The organism is Bartonella sp. HY406, assembly GCF_025449315.1.
In the GTDB taxonomy this organism is placed as follows: domain Bacteria; phylum Pseudomonadota; class Alphaproteobacteria; order Rhizobiales; family Rhizobiaceae; genus HY038.
The window spans coordinates 1,409,521-1,429,096 of record NZ_CP104893.1 but is presented as its reverse complement, the minus strand read 5'-3'; the positions used below and the strand labels follow the sequence as shown (position 1 = coordinate 1,429,096).

Below are 19,576 nucleotides of genomic sequence, written 5' to 3'. Positions count from 1 at the left end.
GAGTATTGATGGTAATGAGTTAAATGGCGACTTATTTTTTAAGAATCTCTTTAATTAATGAAACTACACAATACCGGTTCGTGTTGGGTGAAGATTATTTAAAAATAGCTGTGCTGCATTATTTTATTAAGCGGCGATAAGATTAAATTAAAAACGCTGTGAGCCACCATTAGACTCACAGCGTTTTTTTAAATCAAACTGAAAATGAGGATCCCCACTTAAACAAATAAGCAGGGATTATTTTTAGCTGCAGCCGCTAGTTGAACCGCATGTATCGCATTTTAAACACGTGCCATTACGCACCATGGTGAAGTTTTGACATTCGCTACACATGTCGCCTGTATATCCTTGCATCATTGCTTGAATACGCCGGCTAGCGGTTTTCTTTTTAGTTTCCGCCTGCTGTGCTTCTGTATCTTTTATTGATAAAGCATTGCTAAGCTCATCATCATTAAACAAAGAATCAATTTCAAATTCGTCAATCGCTTCCTCACTGATTTCGGGTGCAAAATCATGTTTGAAAGCTGTAGCGCCATCGCTTGATAATGCAGTTGGTTGTGAAGAGGAAACAACGTTAATTGTATTGGCTGGCTTTAATGTCGTGACGTTTGAATTTGCTGAAATTGGTGCAACATTACTGGAAGCTTTAGGCTCATTGGAAAGAGGGCTTAAGCTTTTTGGTTTGTAGCCACGTGTCCAACCGGTTGAAATCAGATTTGTTTTGCCTTCTTTTACGCCTTTACCAAGAGCAGTATTAGAAAAATCTGAAATATCAACATGGGCTAAATCATTGCGACCTAAATAGGAAACAGCAAGTTCACGGAACACATAATCGAGAATTGATGTTGCATTTTTAATTGCATCATTACCCTGAACGATACCGGCTGGCTCAAATTTTGTAAATGTAAATGCATCAACATATTCTTCTAATGGAACACCATATTGAAGTCCAAGTGACACAGCGATCGCAAAATTATTCATCATTGCACGGAAAGCAGCGCCTTCCTTATGCATATCAATAAAGATTTCACCAAGACGGCCATCGCCAAATTCACCAGTGCGTAAATACACCTTGTGACCACCAACGATAGCTTTTTGTGTGTAGCCTTGACGGCGATTAGGTAATTTATCGCGGTCATGAACAACTTTCTCAACCACTTTTTCAATGACGCGCTCAACAACTCTTTCAACTACTTTTTCGCTAACATCGGCAACGCGTGCTGCCATTGGCTTTTCATAAAGAGTTTCAACGCTATCATCTTCGTCATCTTCATCGCTAATAAGCGATGAATTCAAAGGTTGCGACAGTTTAGACCCATCACGATATAGCGCATTGGCTTTAAGACCAAGTTTCCAAGAAAGCATATAGGCCTTTGCACAATCTTCAATCTTTGCACTATTTGGCATATTGATGGTTTTTGAAATAGCGCCCGAAATAAAGGGCTGGGCCGCAGCCATCATACGGATATGACTTTCGACTGACAAATAACGTTTGCCAATCTTACCGCAAGCATTAGCACAATCAAAAACAGCGTAATGCTCTTCTTTTAGGAATGGTGCACCCTCTAATGTCATTGCGCCGCAAACATGGATATTTGCTTTTTCGATGTCTTTCCTTGAAAAACCAAGCGCTTGTAACATCTCAAAAGAGAAGTCATCAAGTTGTGCGTCACTAAGGCCTAAAACGTTTTTACAAAAATCTTCGCCAAGCGTCCATTTATTAAAGACAAATTTTATGTCAAATGCACTTTTAAGAGCTGCATTTAAAAGATCAATCTTGTCATCTGTAAAGCCTTTGGCCTTTAAGGAAGATGGATTAATCGCTGGCGCTTGATTGATATTCCCATGGCCAACTGCATATGCTTCCATTTCAGCAATTTGCGATTCGCTATAGCCAAGGGTGCGCAAAGCTTCTGGCACGGCGCGGTTAATAATTTTAAAATAACCGCCGCCTGCTAACTTCTTAAATTTCACCAAAGCAAAATCTGGTTCAATACCAGTTGTGTCGCAATCCATCACCAAACCAATAGTTCCGGTTGGTGCAATTACGGTTACTTGAGCATTGCGGTAGCCATGTACTTCACCCAATTGCAAGGCTCTATCCCAAGCAAGGCGAGCACGTTCAATTAACCGGTAATCGGGGCAATCAACATCTTTTAATGCAACAGGATTAACCGCGAGTTTTTCATAGCCTTGCGTTTGCCCATAGGCTGCGCGGCGATGGTTGCGTATAACCCGCAACATATGACTAGCGTTTGCAGGATAACCCGTAAATGCACCCAATTCAGATGCCATTTCAGCAGATGTTGCATAGGCCACACCGGTCATAATAGCGGTTAATGCACCGCCTAACGCACGTCCCTTATCAGAATCATAAGGAATACCAGATGTCATTAAGAGGCCACCAATATTAGCATAGCCAAGACCTAACGTGCGATATTCATAGGAAAGCCTTGCAATTTCGCGCGATGGGAACTGCGCCATCATTACCGAGATTTCAAGCACGATGGTCCAAAGGCGCACAGTATGTTCATAAGCTGCTATATCAATATTGCCATCTTGTTTGCGGTAAGGCAAAAGATTGATTGAGGCAAGATTACAAGCAGTATCATCGAGGAACATATATTCCGAGCAAGGATTTGATGCACGGATAGGACCTGCCGCTGGCGATGTATGCCAGTCATTCATTGTTGTATTGAAGTGCAAGCCAGGATCAGCTGATGCCCATGCCGCATATGAAATACGATCCCATAAATCGCGAGCTTTCAATGTCTTATAAATACCGCCATCGGTACGACGGATAAGATTCCAGTCGGCATCTTGCTCAACGGCTCGTAAAAACTCGTCTTTAACTGATACAGAATTATTTGAGTTTTGGCCGGCGACAGTTAAATAGGCTTCTGAATCCCAATCGGTGTCATAGGTAGAAAATTGAATTTCTTTAAACCCTTGGCGTGCAAATTGGATAACGCGTTGAATATAATTTTCAGGCACCATATCCTTTTTAGCAGCACGAATTTCACGCTTTAGGGCAGGGTTCTTTTGTGCATCAAAACAATCATCATTATCAGCTTCGCAATTAACGCATGCTTTCATGATAGCGGTTAAATGCTTCTTGACAATTTTAGAGCCAGTGACGAGAGCGGCAACTTTTTGTTCTTCGTTAACTTTCCAATCAATATAGGCTTCAATATCAGGATGATCCGCATCAACCACCACCATTTTAGCCGCGCGGCGCGTTGTACCGCCGGATTTAATTGCTCCAGCCGCACGATCGCCAATTTTCAAAAAACTCATTAAGCCAGATGATTTACCACCGCCAGATAGGCTTTCACCTTCACCGCGCAATTGCGAGAAGTTTGAACCTGTACCTGAACCATATTTGAATAAGCGCGCTTCACGTACCCAAAGATCCATAATGCCGCCTTCATTAACAAGGTCATCGGCAACAGATTGAATGAAGCAAGCATGAGGCTGTGGGTGCTCGTAAGATGAAGTTGATTTGGTTAAACGGCCAGTCTGCCAGTCAACATAATAATGCCCTTGACCAGGACCATCAATGCCATAAGCCCAATGAAGACCTGTATTAAACCATTGTGGGCTATTAGGCGCCACGCGTTGCGTCGCTAACATATAAGCAAGTTCATCGCGAAAAGCACGCGCATCTTCCTCGCTAGAAAAATACTTACCCTTCCAACCCCAATAGGTCCAAGTTCCTGCCAAGCGGTCAAATACTTGTCTTGCATCACTTTCGCTACCATAGCGCTCACTATGCGGAGTACTGGCAAGCGCGATATCGTCTGCGACCGAGCGCCAAAGCCAAGATGGAACGTCGTTTTCCTCAACTTTTTTCAAAAACTTTGGAACGCCAGCCTTACGGAAATATTTCTGCGCCAAAATATCGGCAGCTACCTGACTATATTGTGCCGGTACATCAATATTTTCCATGCGAAAAACAATCGATCCATCTGGATTTTTAATTTCGCTCGTTGCATGGCGAAACTCAATCTCAGCATAAGGTGATTGACCTGCTTTGGTGAAATAACGGGCAATTTTCATTAGTCTGACCTTATCTATATATTGTGGCGCATATAGCGTTTATGGGAATATATCATCCCATAAAGATTAACCTATCCTGTTATCTTTTTTTGAAAGTGTACCTTCCAAAAGAGACATCAAAGCGCAAAAAAAATAACCTGCAAATAAATGAGGGGATTAAATTACTCAATTGCAGGCGATTCATTCTTAACGATTTGCTTTTATAAAAATCTATATCTACCATCTAAAATGCAAAATCAACACTAAATATAGTAGGTATGAGTATTTTTTTTAATAATGCATTTACCATAAAAAGTGCTATTAAAAAAACGGCCAACGAAATTTTAAAATTCCGATAAACCGTTACATAGGGCACAAAACGCAAAAACAATGATGAAGCGAAAGATTACTGCTTCATTTTGGCATAAAGGGTTAAAAAAAATAGATCGTCAAGGACTTGTTTTAATATAAGCTAAAAAACTACATCTTGTGGTTTTCAAACATAGATTTTATAAAAAAACTGTTCATTACTTGTGAATATTGGGGATAGTTTCATTAGGTCATTTTGGACAAGCGCTTAAAGCAAAAAGCTTAGATATCTTCCGCAAAAAAATGGCAACGCAAAGTGCTTCACAATGCATATAATATTTTAAAGATAAAAGATTCGTGTCTTAATCTAACATTGAATTATTTCTACAAAAACACTAGATCTACGGTATTGAAGATGTGTTATGGATAGGCTCTCACTATTATGGATGATTTATTTCAATCGCCAAAACAAGATAAACTTGTTGATCAAAATCGTCCTCTTGCCGAGAGAATGCGCCCTACAAAACTCAATGAAGTGACCGGTCAAGAACATTTAACCGGTGAGCAGGGCATATTAACTCGCATGATTGCATCGCACTCCCTTGGCTCGATGATTTTTTGGGGCCCGCCAGGAACTGGAAAAACGACAATAGCAAGGCTTTTAGCCAATGAAACAGAGCTAGCTTTTGAGCAGATTTCAGCAATTTTTTCTGGCGTGGCTGATTTAAAGAAAGTTTTTGAAAAGGCGCGGCTAAATCACAGTAATGGCCGCCAAACTTTACTTTTTGTTGATGAAATCCATCGTTTTAACCGAGCCCAACAGGATAGTTTTTTGCCGGTTATGGAAGATGGAACGGTGATTCTTGTTGGCGCCACCACGGAAAACCCATCTTTTGAGTTAAATGCGGCTTTATTATCACGTGCTCGCGTGTTAAGCTTTAAATCTCATAGTGAAGAGAGCCTAGCTGTTCTTTTATCTCGTGCTGAAGCTATTGAAAATAAAGCATTGCCGCTTGATGAAGCTGCGCGCAGCGTGTTGATAAGACTGGCTGACGGCGATGGTCGTGCGGTTTTAACCCTTGCTGAAGAAATTTGGCGTGCAGCGCGTAAAGATGAAATTTTTAGTGCAGATTCACTCCAAGATGTGGTACAGCGTCGTGCGCCCGTTTACGATAAGGGGCAGGATGGACATTATAATTTAATCTCGGCGCTTCATAAGTCGGTGCGTGGCTCTGATCCCGATGCCGCACTTTATTACCTATGTCGTATGTTTGATGCAGGTGAAGATCCACTTTATATTGGCCGGCGTTTAGTGCGCATGGCAGTTGAAGACATCGGTCTTGCTGATCCTCAAGCGCTTATTGTGACCAACGCCGCCAAAGATGCTTATGATTATTTAGGTTCGCCAGAAGGAGAGCTTGCTTTAGCGCAGGCTTGCATTTATTTGGCAACAGCACCCAAATCTAATGCTGCATATCTCGCATATAAAACCGCTATGCGCGCCGCCAAAGAAAATGGGTCATTATTGCCGCCACGTCATATTTTAAACGCTCCAACAAAATTAATGAAAGAAGAAGGTTATGGTGGTGGTTATCGCTATGATCATGATGAACCAGATGCATTTTCAGGCCAAGATTATTTTCCTGAAAAAATGAAACATCAACAATTCTATCAACCGGTTGAACGCGGTTTTGAGCGTGAATTGCAAAAACGGCTCGATTGGTGGGCAAAGCTGCGGCGCGAAAGAGAGCAAACCAATTAATGTAGCCTCTAAATATAAAGCTTACCAAAGTAGGTTTAAAACGCTTAAATCTAATGGGTATCAAGTGAATTTAGTGGATTGCTCATAAAAATGCCCTAAGTTATATATTAAAGCTTAAATATTCTTTGTGCCCAATTATTTCGTTCTTGGGTTTTTGTAATTATCGCACTTGATGGAGAAACCATTAATGATCAAGAAAATTGCCATTTTATTAACTGCAGGTAGCTTTTTGGGCGGTTGTATGACAACTGATCCATATACAGGTCAGCAGCAAATATCAAAAACGGCTGGTGGTGCAGCTCTCGGGGCAGGGCTTGGTGCCTTAGGAGGTTTATTCGTTGGTGGTTCAAGCCGTGCCCAACGTAATGCCGTATTGATTGGCGCCGGTGTTGGCGCATTGGCAGGCGGTGCAATTGGCAATTATATGGATCGCCAAGAATCAGAACTAAGAGCCCAATTGCAAGGTACTGGCGTTTCGGTCACTCGTAATGGCGACCAGATTATTTTAAATATGCCTGGTAATGTAACTTTTAATACCGACCAAGATGCTGTCAAACCGCAATTCTATAATACTTTAAATTCGGTCGCTATTGTATTGAAGAAATTTGATCAATCAATAGTAGACGTATTCGGGTTTACCGATTCGACAGGTAATGCCAATTATAATCAAGCTCTATCAGAACGCCGAGCTGGTGCGGTTGCACAATATCTTGGCAGTCAAGGCGTTGATCCACGCCGCTTCTCCGTAGTTGGTTATGGACAATCAAATCCAATTGCATCAAATGCAACGGAAATGGGTAGGGCGCAAAATAGACGCGTTGAAATCCAGATCGCTCCACTGCGCCAAGGTGGCTATTAAAATTTGGTTTTATAAAAGAGCAAGCATTTTTGACTTTTTTATTTTAAAAAAAACTGTTTAATTAAAACAGTAATATAAATCATAATTGAATGATTTAGAAATAAGCGAAATATTGATAAATTAAAAGCGCCAATTTACTTTTTAGTTAAATTGGCGCTTTCATATTTTTAGCTATATCATTGTTTTAAGTGTTTTTAAACTATCGATCTTCGCTACCCTGCGGTTCAAAGCCAGCGCATATTTGCCCAATTGCATCAGCAAATTTCTGAGTTGATTGCGCGCCCATAATCGCATATTTTTTATTAATGATAAAACACGGAACACCTTGAACACCAATTTTTTGGGCAAGAGTAATATCATCTGTCATGGTATTGATATCAACATTTGTTTCAAGAAGTTTTTCAACAACGTCACCACGCATACCTGCTTCACGTGCAATATCGGTTAAAATATTCGTTTCGCCGATATCTTGACCTTGCTCAAAGAACCTTGAAAAAAGCTCATAAGCCACTTTAGTTTGGGTATCACTTTCGGCCTGTCCCGCCCAATAAGTAACCCTATGAGCATCTAATGTATTTGGCATGATTTCAATAGCTGCAAAATCAAACTCGATCTCAAACTCTTTACCAAGTTCAATAAGTTGGCGATGAATTTCATCAACCTTATCTGCTCCACCCAATCGTTGTTTTAAATAACTTTCGTAAGGGCGACCAAGTTTTGGAAGCGTTGGGTCAAGCTGATAGGGCTTCCATTCAATTTTAGCATCATCAATTTCTAAGATTTTAAGTGCTTTATCAAGTCGCTTACCGCCAATATAGCACCAAGGACAGACGAAATCGGCGATAATATCGATAGTTAATTTAGTCACAAACAACCTCTTAATGAATAGGCTTTTATAGTGCTTGTTATATAAGCACTAAATATAAAAACTAAAACCATTTTTATTTTTTTAACTTTGCTTTTTCGCTTTCATCTATCCACCAAGCTGGGATACGATAACCATAAAGCGAAGTATAATTTGGATGCTTTACATAATTTCGGCGCGCTACTAATTGGTGGGGAAGGTGGTATAGAGGCAAATAATAATAGCCTGAAATAAGCACGCGGTCGAGCGCGCGAACACTGCTGGTAAATTCTTCTTTGCTGCGTGCCTCTAGCATTGTTTTTATCAAGATATCAACTGCAGGATTAGCAACGCCTGCATAATTAAAACTGCCCTCCATATCACGAGATGATGAAGCCCAGCGGCGTATTTGCTCATTACCAGGGGACAATGATGCACTTAATCGACCAATAATCATGTCATAATCAAAAGTGCCTAATCGTGTTTGATATTGACTATCATCTATTGAGCGTACTTTAGCTGTAATACCAATACGGGCGAGTGAGCGTTGATAGGCGAGGGCAATTTTTTCCTCTTCGATCGAGCGCGTCATGATTTCAAAAGTAAAAGGCTGACCAGATGGCGTGTAAATCTGATTGCCTTTACGTGTAAAACCTAAATTTTTTAGCTCTTGCCAAGCTTGTTGCGCCCCAAAACGGTTAATTCCAGATGCGTCCGTTTTTGCCGGATGCCATGTTCCATCTAAAATGTCTTGGCTAACCAAGTCAGGGTAGGGCGCTAGCAATTGCCTTTCAAAATCATTTGCCGGTCTACCTACTGATGAAAGCTCCGAACCATCCCAAAATCCCTCAGTGCGCTGATAGAGATTATCAAAAAGATTACGATTTAACCATTCAAAATCCAATAGGCTAGAAAGAGCGTAACGCACTTTTTTATCAGCAAAAAGTGATCGTCGTGTGTTGAACACAAAACCAATCATTGGAGCAGGCGTGCCTGTTTTAAATTCCTCTTTTACAACCTTTCCCTCTTGAACTGCAGGAAAATCATAGCTTAACCGCCAACGATTAGGTTGTTCTTCAATAAACAGATCAAGAATGCCTTTTTTGAAAGCTTCAAATCGAGCGTTATCGTTTCGATAATAATCAATGCGAATTTCATCAAAATTATTAAGCCCTTTGTTAACAGCTAGATATTTGCCCCAATAATTTTCATCACGCTTATAAGTTACGCGCTGCCCTTGATCAAATTGAGAAATTTTATATGGCCCTGACCCCAATAAAGGCGTGAGTCCATTTTTTGCAAAATTTTCACGGTTAATAGCATGTTCAGGCAAAACTGGCAGAACACTGGCAATTAATAAAGGTAGCTCTCGATCACCGTCATTATTAAATATAAACCGTACTGCTTGATCATTTATTTTTTCAATTTTCTTTATGCGCTTGGCGTAACTAATAAATGGTGGTCGGCCATGTTCAAGCAATAAATCTACGGTAAAAATGATATCCTCAACCCTTATAGGTGCTCCATCTTGAAATTTAGCTAAAGGATTTAAATGAAAAACTGCTTCGGTTCGTGCGTCATTTATTTCAACCCTATCGGCGATTAACCCATAAAGGGTGAATGGCTCATCACGTGAGCGCACCATTAAACTTTCAAATACTAAGGATCCTAATTGTTCATCACCGAAAAGACCGCGAACTGTTGTACGCATACTTGGCAATATAAAAGGATTGAACCCATCAAATGTACCAATAACACCAAAAGACAATCTACCACCCTTTTGGGCATTGGGATCAGCATAAGGAAAATGATCAAAATTTTCGGCTAATTGCGGACCACCATGCATGGCAACCCCCGTAGCGATATTGCCATCTTGGGCGTTTACCGTGTTAACAACGCATAAATTGGCAAAAAATAAAGCCCAAAAACTGGTTAATAATCGGCCTGGTTTGTTGCTAAAAACCACTTTTAAACTCTTATACATGACGATTATCCAAATTAAAAAAATGCGTAAAATATCAATAATGAATTAATGAAGCAGAACATGGCTGCCAGTAATAATTGGATCAATATCAACAAAATAATCATCTTGATTGATGACAGATTCTTTGGCGGCAATATAGTTGGTTTTGGCGGGCAGGGGTTGGCTATAGGGTTTAATATCACCCTCTAATATGCTGCTTTTAAAAGAAAAACTGTTGCCTGACGAAATGATAGCGGTGGTTATTAAAATAAAAGCAAATTTCATAATTTTACGTTCCTTATGCATTGCTAGCAAAGCATAGCAAGCCATAAAAAAACGTTAATTTATTGGCGAATTACCAATAAAAAGCCAACGTAGCATAAAGACCTAATCCAATATAATTAAACTGGATTAGGTTGCCATTTACAAGAAAAGTGTTTGTTACGCAACTAACGCTTGTGCTGCTTTCAATACAGCTTCAGCATGGCCTGTCACTTTAACCTTACGCCAGATTTCAGCGATTGTGCCATTAGCATCTAAAAGAAGTGTTGTACGCTCTACGCCCATATATTTGCGTCCATACATGGATTTCTCGACCCAAACGCCATAGGCTGTCAAAACAGTCTTCTCTTCATCAGCTAATAGTTCAACAGCAAGCTGATGCTTTTCTTTAAATTTATCATGCTTTTTTACGCTATCGGGTGAAATCCCAAGTACGCGCACGCCAATATCACGAAATTGATTAATAAGAGCGGTAAAGTCCAAAGCTTCTGTCGTACAGCCGCTGGTATCATCTTTAGGGTAAAAATAAAGCACAACTGGCTTGCCTTGCAGTTCCTTTAAAGACACCAAATCACCATTATCGTCTGGTAAGGTAAATTCAGGTGCTTTATCACCAATATTTAAGTCTGACATTATAACATCCTTGATTAAATGGGTTTTTATCTATCTATAGCATATTACCGATCTTTCAAACCAAAACATGGACTTTTCGATAAAGATATCATAAAAAGTTCCATAATATATCTTATGTGATATTTATTATTGCTTTTAATATACGAAGCTTTGAGCCATGAAATAGCTTGTATACTAAATGCCTTTAGCTCTAGCCTATTGCTATTTTTAAAGACTTTGTGATTGCCCCGCTCGAGACTAGGTACTTGCCAGAAGTGACGGAAGCGTTTAAAGAATCTCTCTATCATCGGTTTGTTTAAAGCTGCAGAAACTAATTACAAAAACCTCTTGTTAAAATAGTGGGGCAGCGTTGACCTGTGATTATTGATATCGCTTATAGCAATGTATTTTTGTCATCGCTCTGATTTGATATTTAGATCAAAATGTTGGCTTAAACTCTTTAAGTTTTTTAATAAGTTTAAAGAGTTCACTTTTTTTAGAATTTGAACGTTAGAAAGATAAAAATGTCAGATTTAGATAATCAGGCTTTGCATATTATTGGTGGTGGTCTTGCAGGCTCTGAAGCTGCATGGACCGCAGCAGAGGCGGGTGTAAAGGTTGTTTTACATGAAATGCGCCCTACCCGCGAAACCGATGCTCATAAAAGTGACCATCTTGCTGAATTGGTCTGTTCAAATTCTTTCCGCTCTGATGATAGTCAAACCAATGCTGTTGGCGTATTACACGCTGAAATGCGCCTTGCAGGTTCTTTAATTATGAGCGCAGCTGATGCTCATCAGGTTCCTGCTGGTAGTGCATTGGCGGTTGATCGCGATGGTTTTGCCGCAGAAGTTACCAAACGATTGTCTAATCATCCCAATATAGAAATTCGCCGTGAAGAAGTTGTAGGTTTACCACCCAAAGAATGGGGTAGCACGATTGTAGCGACGGGTCCACTCACCTCGCCTGCCCTTGCTGATGCAATTTTAGCATCAACCGATGAAGCTGCTTTATCATTTTTTGATGCTATTGCACCGATCATTCATAAAGACAGTATCAATATGGATATTTGTTGGTATCAATCGCGATATGATAAGGTTGGCCCTGGTGGTAATGGTAAAGATTATATCAATTGCCCCTTAGATAAGGACCAATATGAGGCTTTTATTGACGCTTTGATTGATGGGGAAAAGACAGAATTTCGTGATTTTGAAAATACCCCCTATTTTGATGGTTGCCTACCAATTGAAGTAATGGCAGAGCGCGGCCGCGAAACATTGCGTCATGGCCCAATGAAACCAATGGGGCTTACGAATTCTCATCAACCAGATATAAAAGCCTATGGCGTTGTCCAATTGCGCCAAGATAATGCTTTGGGTACGCTTTACAATATGGTTGGTTTTCAAACCAAACTAAAATATGGAGCGCAGACGCAAATTTTCCGGATGATCCCAGGTCTTGAAAATGCAGAATTTGCTCGCCTTGGTGGTTTGCATCGCAATACTTACCTTAACTCACCTCAATTATTGGATCCCTATTTGCGCCTAAAAAGCAATTTAAACTTACGCTTTGCTGGCCAGATTACTGGTTGCGAAGGCTATGTCGAATCCGCAGCAATTGGTTATATTGCAGGGCGTTTTGCTGCGGCTGAAAAGCTTCAAAAATCGATTACTCCGCCGCCATTAACCACTGCCTTTGGTGCATTGTTAAATCATATTACAGGCGGGCATATTTCGGTGGAGGAAGAGGGTGGAAAGCGCTCATTCCAACCGATGAATGTAAATTTTGGTCTTTTCCCACCAATTGATGTGCCAAAACCAGAGGGTAAAAGACTGCGCGGCAAAGAAAAGACCATCGCCAAAAAAATGGCATTGAGTGCTCGTGCTTTAGAAGATTGGAAAATTTGGTTAGAGGAAAGCAAATAAAATGGCTAAACCTATTATTATATTCGATCTTGATGGCACCCTTGCCCAAACAGCTATTGATTTGCTGGATAGCTTAAATTTTTGTTTACAAGAAAAGGGTTACAAAACTGCGGATTTAGATGATTTGCACCAATTTTTAGGGCAAGGTGGTCGCGTGATGATTCAACGCGCCTTAAGCGAACAAAATATCGCTTTTGATGATGCCATGCTTGATGAAATGGTGGCAATATTTTTAAAACATTATAAGGCTCATATTCCGGGGAAAACAACTTATTTCCCTGGTGCTAAGGAGGCTGTTAAACGCTTTGAAGACGCTGGCTTTTTAACTGCAATTTGTACGAATAAATTCATAGATGCTGCAAGACGCATCATCAATGCAATCGACCCGCAAAACCATTATAGTGCAATATGCGGTGGTGATAGTTTTGCATGGCGTAAACCCGATGGTCGTCATATTTTATCAACCATAGAAGCCGCTGCCGGTGATCCAAAACATGCAGTTATGATTGGCGATAGTGCTGCAGATATAAATGCTGCTAAATCAGCCGGAATTCCCGTTATTGCTGTTGATTTTGGCTATACGAATGTTCCTGTTTCGCAGCTTGCGCCCAATCATATTATTAGCCACTTCGATGAACTCACCCCAGAATTAGTGAATAGTATTTTAACCAATCAGTAAAATAATATTTTACCGGTTCAAAAATATTAACTTGAACCGGTTTCCTCGCTCTCACCGTCTTTGCTTTCTTGCATGCCGCTTACATCTACTGCGGCAAAGGCTTTTCTAATGACGCTAGATGTTGCATCATAATTAGTTGCATCGGTTGACAATATTTGCCGCCAACGCCTTGCACCTGGAAAACCATGAAATAATCCCACCATATGCTTACTTATATGCGACAAACGCCCCCCTGCCCGAATATGGGCATCGGTATAAATACACATTGATTCTATTATGCTTTCAAAGTCAATTTCGCGATAAGCTTCATCATAGACTACATAGTCAACATGACTTAATTGCGTTGGATTTTGATAGGCGGCGCGCCCAACCATAACACCATCAACATAGTGCAAATGGTTTGTAGCTTCTTCAATGCTAGAAATACCACCATTTATACCAATAAATATATTGGGATATTTGTTTTTTAAACGATAAACGCGCCCATAATCAAGCGGCGGTACATCACGGTTTTCCTTGGGGGAAAGTCCTTTTAGCCAGGCTTTGCGAGCATGAACCCAAAACGCGTCACAACCAGCAGCAATAGAAAGACGTGCAACATCATTAAGCGCGGTTTCAGTATCTTGTTCATCAACACCAATGCGGCATTTAACGGTAACCGGAATAGAAACGACATGTTTCATTGCTGCAACGGCAGTGGCAACAATATCAGGTGACTGCATAAGGCATGCCCCAAAAGTACCCGATTGCACACGGTCAGATGGGCAGCCTACATTGAGATTTATTTCATCATAACCAAAATCTTCACCAATTTTTGCCGCCAAGGCCAATTTTTGCGGATCACTACCGCCGAGCTGTAACGCAATGGGATGCTCAATACCACTAAAGCCAAGCAATCTTTCTTTAGGTCCATGAATAGCTGCATCCGCTACCACCATTTCACTATATAACAACGCATTGGCACTTAATTGACGATGGAAAAAACGACAATGACGGTCTGTCCAATCAAGCATAGGCGCAACTGCAAAGGTTTTTACAAATGGTCGCTCATAAAGTGTCATAATAATCAACTGCATCTAGGACATTAAAAAGGTCAGCTTTATAGCTTACCATTTTAAATGTAAAAATAGGGAAAATAGATATTCATCTCATATATTCGACAAAGATGGATATCTTATGAAGATTTTTAATGTTTTATAAAAACTACCACAGCATTTGCTAGTGTTATTAAAATAGCTTCACAGTTTCAGAAAATTCATATATAGGCCATGTGATATATGATTGATAGCTTTGATTTATGCAAGAGTTATTGATAATAAGAATTGAATTCCGGTCGCAGCCTACCCGGTAAAAACAAGGACAAATTATGAAAACCTATCTCATCTGCTCTGGCGGTCTTGATTCTGTGTCTTTAGCTTATATTTTAGCTGAACGCGGAGACCTTCATGGTATTCTTTCGTTCAACTATGCGCAAAGACATAAAAAAGAGCTGTTTTTTGCAAAATTATGTGCAGATAAGCTCGGTGTACCCTTTGATTTAATCGATATTTCATCAATTGGGCAAGCTATGTCCAACACTGCACTTACCGGTGATATTTGCGTTCCCGATGGTCATTATGCTGAAGAAAGCATGAAAATAACTGTCGTACCTAACCGTAATGCTATTTTTTTAAGCATTGCTTTTGGCTTAGCAAGTGCCAAAGGTGCTAATCAAGTGGCATTAGCTGTGCATGGCGGCGATCATTTTATCTATCCTGATTGCCGGCCAGATTTTATCAATAGTTTTGCTGTGATGGAAAATTATTCACTAGAGGGCAGTGTCGGCCTTTATGCTCCTTTTGTACAAAAGACCAAGGCAGATATTGTTTCACTTGGTAGTAAGGTAAACACGCCTTTTATTGAAACGTGGTCTTGCTATAAGGGGTTGGAACTGCATTGCGGGCGTTGTGGTACCTGCGTAGAGCGGCGCGAAGCGTTTTTTTGTGCGGGCGTTGAAGACCCTACCCTATATTTTGATGATAATTTTTGGAAAACGCAAATTGGATTGAGGCATTAAAACGGACTAAAGCCGCTTTTATTCCAATTTATATGCCCCAAATTTCATAGAAAAAGCCATTTTGCTTGGAGAATTTCATGACTGTTACAACTAATATTTATCAAGGCTTAACTCAATTAGGTGGTGACAATAGCCTACCAACTTCACCAGAGGTGGCAATTTTAGAAAAAGTTGCAAACCCTCAAGCTGATATTTCCTATAATGTTCGCTTTACGATTCCAGAATTCACCTCACTTTGCCCGATAACCGGCCAACCCGATTTTGCACATATTGTAATTGATTATGTTCCAGATCAATGGTTGGTTGAAAGCAAATCGTTAAAATTATTTTTGGGATCCTTCCGCAATCACGGTGCTTTTCATGAAGATTGCACTATTCATATTGCAAGACGTTTGGTTGACCTTTTGTCGCCAAGATGGTTACGTATTGGCGGCTACTGGTATCCACGAGGCGGAATCCCAATTGATGTATTTTGGCAAACCGGCAACTCCCCTGATGGCGTTTGGATTCCCGATCAAGGTGTGCCACCTTATCGCGGACGCTAATTTTTATAAAAAATCAGCTAAATGAAATAGGTTTATATGCATAGTCTTAGCTTGGTAAGTTAAACTATGCTGTAAGCTTTAAATATAATAAGCCCCTGCCCAATGATCGTTTTTTACTGATATGGAAAATGCTATAATTATGGGCAGTGATTTAATCGCAATCATTAAATAAGTTGAGACAATATTACTTTTTTTTAAAAAAGGGACTTGTAAGCTTGTTTCATATTTGTTACACGCCGCTAGCTGATTTATTTTAGCTTCTACCACGTGCGGTCGTGGCGGAATTGGTAGACGCGCAGCGTTGAGGTCGCTGTGGGGCAACCCGTGGAAGTTCGAGTCTTCTCGACCGCACCATTAAAAATATATTTACAGATTTTTTTCTTTAGCTTTGTTATAGTTTAAGCCGATATATAAATTCTTAAATTTAATATCCCCCTCCTTTTTTGTCTTAACTGGATTGATGGTTGTAAGTTGGATTGGGGACATTCGTATATCTATTATATATTTTTCCGTGTTATTTTCAGCGATATTGGTTCGCGGTATACAAGTAATATTTAATAAATTTTACATTTTTAACGTCAAACAATGAGAACTTTGGTAGACACCGTTTGAAATCGATTATTAAAATACATTTAAATAATAATGCAGTTCAATTGAAGGCATAAAGTATTTAACCTCTTTTTGACTTATTGTTGAATGGTAAAATCAACATCTTTGAATGGCGGATAAATTGCTTTTATAGCATCTATATTAATAAGATATTCAAGATCAACAAAATATCAATGCTCATTAATCTTAAAGACAAATGAAACACCATCATCGTCAATAATTTTATCATCTACCATTACTGCATGGGTTTATACGCAAATAATGCAAATAACTCACCATTTGGAGCTTGAGGATACACAATATTTTCTGGATTAAAGTCAAGCTCGATTGTTTTTAATTGCACAAAGCCAACTTTCATCATTGAGCGAAAAACAGGTGCAAGTTTTGTTTCAGAAACATTATGTAAATCTGCAAAAAACTTTAAAAAACCGGGTGCTAAAGATTCCAAAGGTTTACCAAGATTCTTATTCTTAAAAATATTTAAAGATACTATAAATGCATCACGCATTTCTGTCTTTGAACGATCATCCCAATCTGCAGCGAACGCCTAAGCATTAAATAATAAAACAACAAATAGAATATAGACATTTTTTTAAATTTACCTCGCTACAAACCACTACGATATTAGTGGCAAAATAATAAAACGATGAATAGTGATAAAATAATACATGTTATACAATTAATCTTCATTGCAATAACGAATGTAACCTATAGTAATATTTTAAATCAATTAACCAAATTTGTATTATTCCCAAATCATTTAAATATAAAAACTTAAAAAATAGTATTAAAAAGTTGAAAGGAAAATCTGTCGTTGATCTGCAGTTTTGATTGTTTGTTCTAAATCGAGAATAAAACTAGATCCTGATTGAATTGCGACACCAGCAAGACCCGATTGACAAGCTTGCTCAATAGTATCTGGTCCAATCGTCGGTAAATCAGCTCGTTTTTCTTGGTTTGGTTTGGCACATTTCACTAAAACGCCACCCTGCTGTGGAATACGCCGCTCTTGTCGCATTAAAGCAATGCGCTTAATCATATTATCTGTGCCCTCTGCCCCCTCTAATGCAACCACTCTGCCGCCAACAGCAACCGCACCCTGCCCCACATCAAGATCACCAAGCATATGTGCAGCCGCAAGCGCAAGTTTAAAATTTTTCTCTTCCGCTTTAGAAGGTTCCGCTTTAGATAAAAGACATGGCGCAGGCGCAAGCAGATCAGGCACGACTTCATGAGCACCCACCACTTTAAAGCCATAAGATTCTAGCACCTTGATAAAGGCACGCAACAGCGCATCATCCCCTTGCGCTAAAGCAAAAAACACGCGTGTTAACGCGCGCAATGTAGGGCCATCTAAACGCAAATCCGAAAGATGAGGCCTACTTTGTACGCCACCTGCCAAAACAACATTATGAACATTAGCGCTTTTCATTGCGCGAATAAGCTTTGCAAATTCGACTATAGAAATTTCACAATGGTCAAATTCATAAATTGCTGACTCTGCTTCATCACGTAGCGGAATGATAAAAGGATTTTGTCCCTTAGTTTTTAAGGCATTGGCAACGGCAAGCGGTAGTTTTCCACCGCCCGCAATAATAGCAGTCCGCCCTTCAAGTAAAGGCTTTATCATATTTAAATCCTCCACACTGAGGTATTGGGTTAAATAGCTTTTTTTAATTTAAAACCAAGATAGAGAATTAAAAACCATATAGGCATTACAACAACAGACAAACTCATATCAGGAACTGCAAGTGTAAAGAATGCTGGTGCGCTGACATCTATAATGTGTAAAGTCTTTAATAGATAGGTCATTAAGCCATTTTCACTAAAGCCTGTCAAAATCATCAATGAAACAAGCAGCAATAAAAAGAGTAAGCAGATGTAGTTAGCCAAGGGAAATAAAGGAGAGGGAAACTTAGTTTTACTATTTTCAACGTTTTTTGCCCGTCTAAACCTCAAGTGAACAAGAATAATTGTCGCCCATGTCATCGCAGCCGCTGTTGTAGCAACGGCCATAACCCGCATAAATGCTTCATTTGGGACAAGATAATTGATAATAACCGCAACAGCTGTGCAAAGCGATGAAAACATAATTGCAATAAATGGAACGCGATTATGGCTTAAATTCTTGAAAAAACGTGGCGCATTGCCTTGTTCTGCCAATGAATACAGCATTCGGCTATTAGAATATATTCCGCTATTATAAACTGAAATTGCAGCCGTTAACACCACAAAATTTAAAATATGTCCAGCTGCAGGAATACCGATATTGGTAAAAATAGAGACAAAGGGGCTATTCGCTTTATTAAGCAAATTCCACGGATTTAAGATCATAATGACGGTAATCGCACCAATATAAAAAATCAATATACGCCACATGACCTGATTAATGGCTTTTGGTATGGTCTTTTCGGGGCTTTCCGCTTCACCCGCAGCAACACCAATGAGTTCAGTTCCTCCAAAAGAAAACATAATCACAACAAACGCCATAATCATACCGGACACACCAAGCGGAAAAAAACCACCTTGGTTCCATAGATTTGAAACGGCTACATTGGCGCCCCCCAATCCTGTTATGATTAGGATAACCCCAAAAACAATCATACCGATAACTGCAATGACTTTAATTATGGCAAACCAAAACTCAAACTCACCATAAAACCTTACATTTATAAGGTTTACGGCAGTAATAGCCAACAAAACAACAAGAGAACTAATCCAGTGATCAATTGCAAACCAATGATCAAGATAGATGCCGATAACTGTTAGTTCCGCCATACTGACTAGGATATAAAGAAACCAATAATTCCAGCCGGCAAAAAAGCCAGCAAAACCATTCCAATATTTATAGGCAAAAAAACTGAACGAACCTGCAACCGGCTCTTCAGTTGACATTTCACCAAGCATCCGCATGATAAGATAAATAACGAGCCCACCAATAAGGTAAGAAAGAATAGTCGCCGGCCCTGCAAGACTGATCGCTTCAGCTGAGCCATAAAAAAGCCCCGTACCAATAGCGCCGCCTAAGGCAATCATTTGGATGTGGCGGTTTTTCAATCCGCGGCGTAAATGCCTATTATCACCTTCCATCAC

At 39.8% G+C, this 19,576-nt stretch carries 15 protein-coding genes and 1 tRNA gene; 7 read left to right on the top strand and 9 right to left on the bottom strand.

The features are described 5' to 3' along the window. Positions 1 to 243: 243 nt before the first annotated feature. The gene (locus tag N6B01_RS05955) at positions 244 to 4,059 is read right to left on the bottom strand and encodes a vitamin B12-dependent ribonucleotide reductase (RefSeq protein ID WP_262080367.1); all 3,816 of its coding nucleotides are present in this window, start codon (positions 4,057 to 4,059) and stop codon (positions 244 to 246) included. Between the two features lie 730 nt (positions 4,060 to 4,789). Between N6B01_RS05955 and N6B01_RS05950 the strand changes: the two genes are divergently transcribed. Both N6B01_RS05950 and N6B01_RS05945 read left to right on the top strand, forming a co-directional pair. Then, positions 4,790 to 6,109, top strand: coding sequence for a replication-associated recombination protein A (locus tag N6B01_RS05950; RefSeq protein ID WP_262080366.1), 1,320 nt, complete (start codon positions 4,790 to 4,792; stop codon positions 6,107 to 6,109). Between the two features lie 187 nt (positions 6,110 to 6,296). Then, complete coding sequence (locus N6B01_RS05945; RefSeq protein ID WP_262080364.1) at positions 6,297 to 6,968, top strand: YiaD family glycine zipper/OmpA-like lipoprotein; 672 nt, start codon at positions 6,297 to 6,299, stop codon at positions 6,966 to 6,968. Positions 6,969 to 7,167: 199 nt separating this feature from the next. On the opposite strand, the gene N6B01_RS05940 is transcribed toward N6B01_RS05945, so the two are convergent. From N6B01_RS05940 to bcp, 4 genes are all read right to left on the bottom strand, one after another. After that, positions 7,168 to 7,842: a DsbA family oxidoreductase gene (locus tag N6B01_RS05940; RefSeq protein WP_262080362.1), complete on the bottom strand. Its 675-nt coding sequence runs from the start codon at positions 7,840 to 7,842 to the stop codon at positions 7,168 to 7,170. A gap of 67 nt (positions 7,843 to 7,909) precedes the next feature. Beyond that, a complete protein-coding gene (locus N6B01_RS05935; RefSeq protein ID WP_262080591.1) occupies positions 7,910 to 9,658 on the bottom strand; it encodes an extracellular solute-binding protein in 1,749 nt (582 codons plus the stop codon). A 183-nt stretch (positions 9,659 to 9,841) separates the two neighbouring features. Further along, the gene (locus N6B01_RS05930) at positions 9,842 to 10,060 is read right to left on the bottom strand and encodes a hypothetical protein (protein ID WP_262080360.1); all 219 of its coding nucleotides are present in this window, start codon (positions 10,058 to 10,060) and stop codon (positions 9,842 to 9,844) included. Between the two features lie 156 nt (positions 10,061 to 10,216). Further along, positions 10,217 to 10,690: a thioredoxin-dependent thiol peroxidase gene (gene bcp, locus N6B01_RS05925; protein ID WP_262080358.1), complete on the bottom strand. Its 474-nt coding sequence runs from the start codon at positions 10,688 to 10,690 to the stop codon at positions 10,217 to 10,219. Positions 10,691 to 11,193: 503 nt separating this feature from the next. Between bcp and trmFO the strand changes: the two genes are divergently transcribed. Further along, complete coding sequence (gene trmFO / locus N6B01_RS05920) at positions 11,194 to 12,594, top strand: methylenetetrahydrofolate--tRNA-(uracil(54)-C(5))-methyltransferase (FADH(2)-oxidizing) TrmFO (protein ID WP_262080356.1); 1,401 nt, start codon at positions 11,194 to 11,196, stop codon at positions 12,592 to 12,594. Position 12,595: 1 nt separating this feature from the next. After that, on the top strand, positions 12,596 to 13,273 hold the full coding sequence (locus tag N6B01_RS05915; RefSeq protein WP_262080354.1) for an HAD family hydrolase: 678 nt from the start codon (positions 12,596 to 12,598) through the stop codon (positions 13,271 to 13,273). Positions 13,274 to 13,299: 26 nt separating this feature from the next. Here the strand turns inward: N6B01_RS05915 and dusA are convergent, their stop codons facing one another. Next, positions 13,300 to 14,334, bottom strand: a complete 1,035-nt coding sequence (gene dusA, locus N6B01_RS05910) for a tRNA dihydrouridine(20/20a) synthase DusA (RefSeq protein WP_262080353.1) — start codon at positions 14,332 to 14,334, stop codon at positions 13,300 to 13,302. 305 nt (positions 14,335 to 14,639) lie between these two features. Between dusA and queC the strand changes: the two genes are divergently transcribed. The 3 genes from queC (at position 14,640) to N6B01_RS05895 (ending at position 16,228) form a co-directional block, all read left to right on the top strand. Further along, positions 14,640 to 15,329 carry a 7-cyano-7-deazaguanine synthase QueC gene (gene queC, locus N6B01_RS05905; protein ID WP_262080352.1) on the top strand — a complete coding sequence of 230 codons (690 nt, stop codon included), beginning with the start codon at positions 14,640 to 14,642 and terminating at the stop codon, positions 15,327 to 15,329. 77 nt (positions 15,330 to 15,406) lie between these two features. Then, a complete protein-coding gene (gene queF, locus N6B01_RS05900) occupies positions 15,407 to 15,874 on the top strand; it encodes a preQ(1) synthase (protein ID WP_262080350.1) in 468 nt (155 codons plus the stop codon). Positions 15,875 to 16,143: 269 nt separating this feature from the next. Then, positions 16,144 to 16,228, top strand: a tRNA-Leu gene (locus N6B01_RS05895). Between the two features lie 490 nt (positions 16,229 to 16,718). On the opposite strand, the gene N6B01_RS05890 is transcribed toward N6B01_RS05895, so the two are convergent. The 3 genes from N6B01_RS05890 to N6B01_RS05880 all read right to left on the bottom strand — a co-directional run bounded on the left by N6B01_RS05890 (position 16,719) and on the right by N6B01_RS05880 (position 19,576). Continuing rightward, positions 16,719 to 16,991, bottom strand: coding sequence for a hypothetical protein (locus N6B01_RS05890; RefSeq protein ID WP_262080348.1), 273 nt, complete (start codon positions 16,989 to 16,991; stop codon positions 16,719 to 16,721). 279 nt (positions 16,992 to 17,270) lie between these two features. Next, entirely contained in the window at positions 17,271 to 18,113 is an 843-nt protein-coding gene (locus tag N6B01_RS05885; protein ID WP_262080347.1) for an LpxI family protein, read from the bottom strand. Positions 18,114 to 18,142: 29 nt separating this feature from the next. Further along, complete coding sequence (locus N6B01_RS05880; RefSeq protein WP_410007256.1) at positions 18,143 to 19,576, bottom strand: amino acid permease; 1,434 nt, start codon at positions 19,574 to 19,576, stop codon at positions 18,143 to 18,145.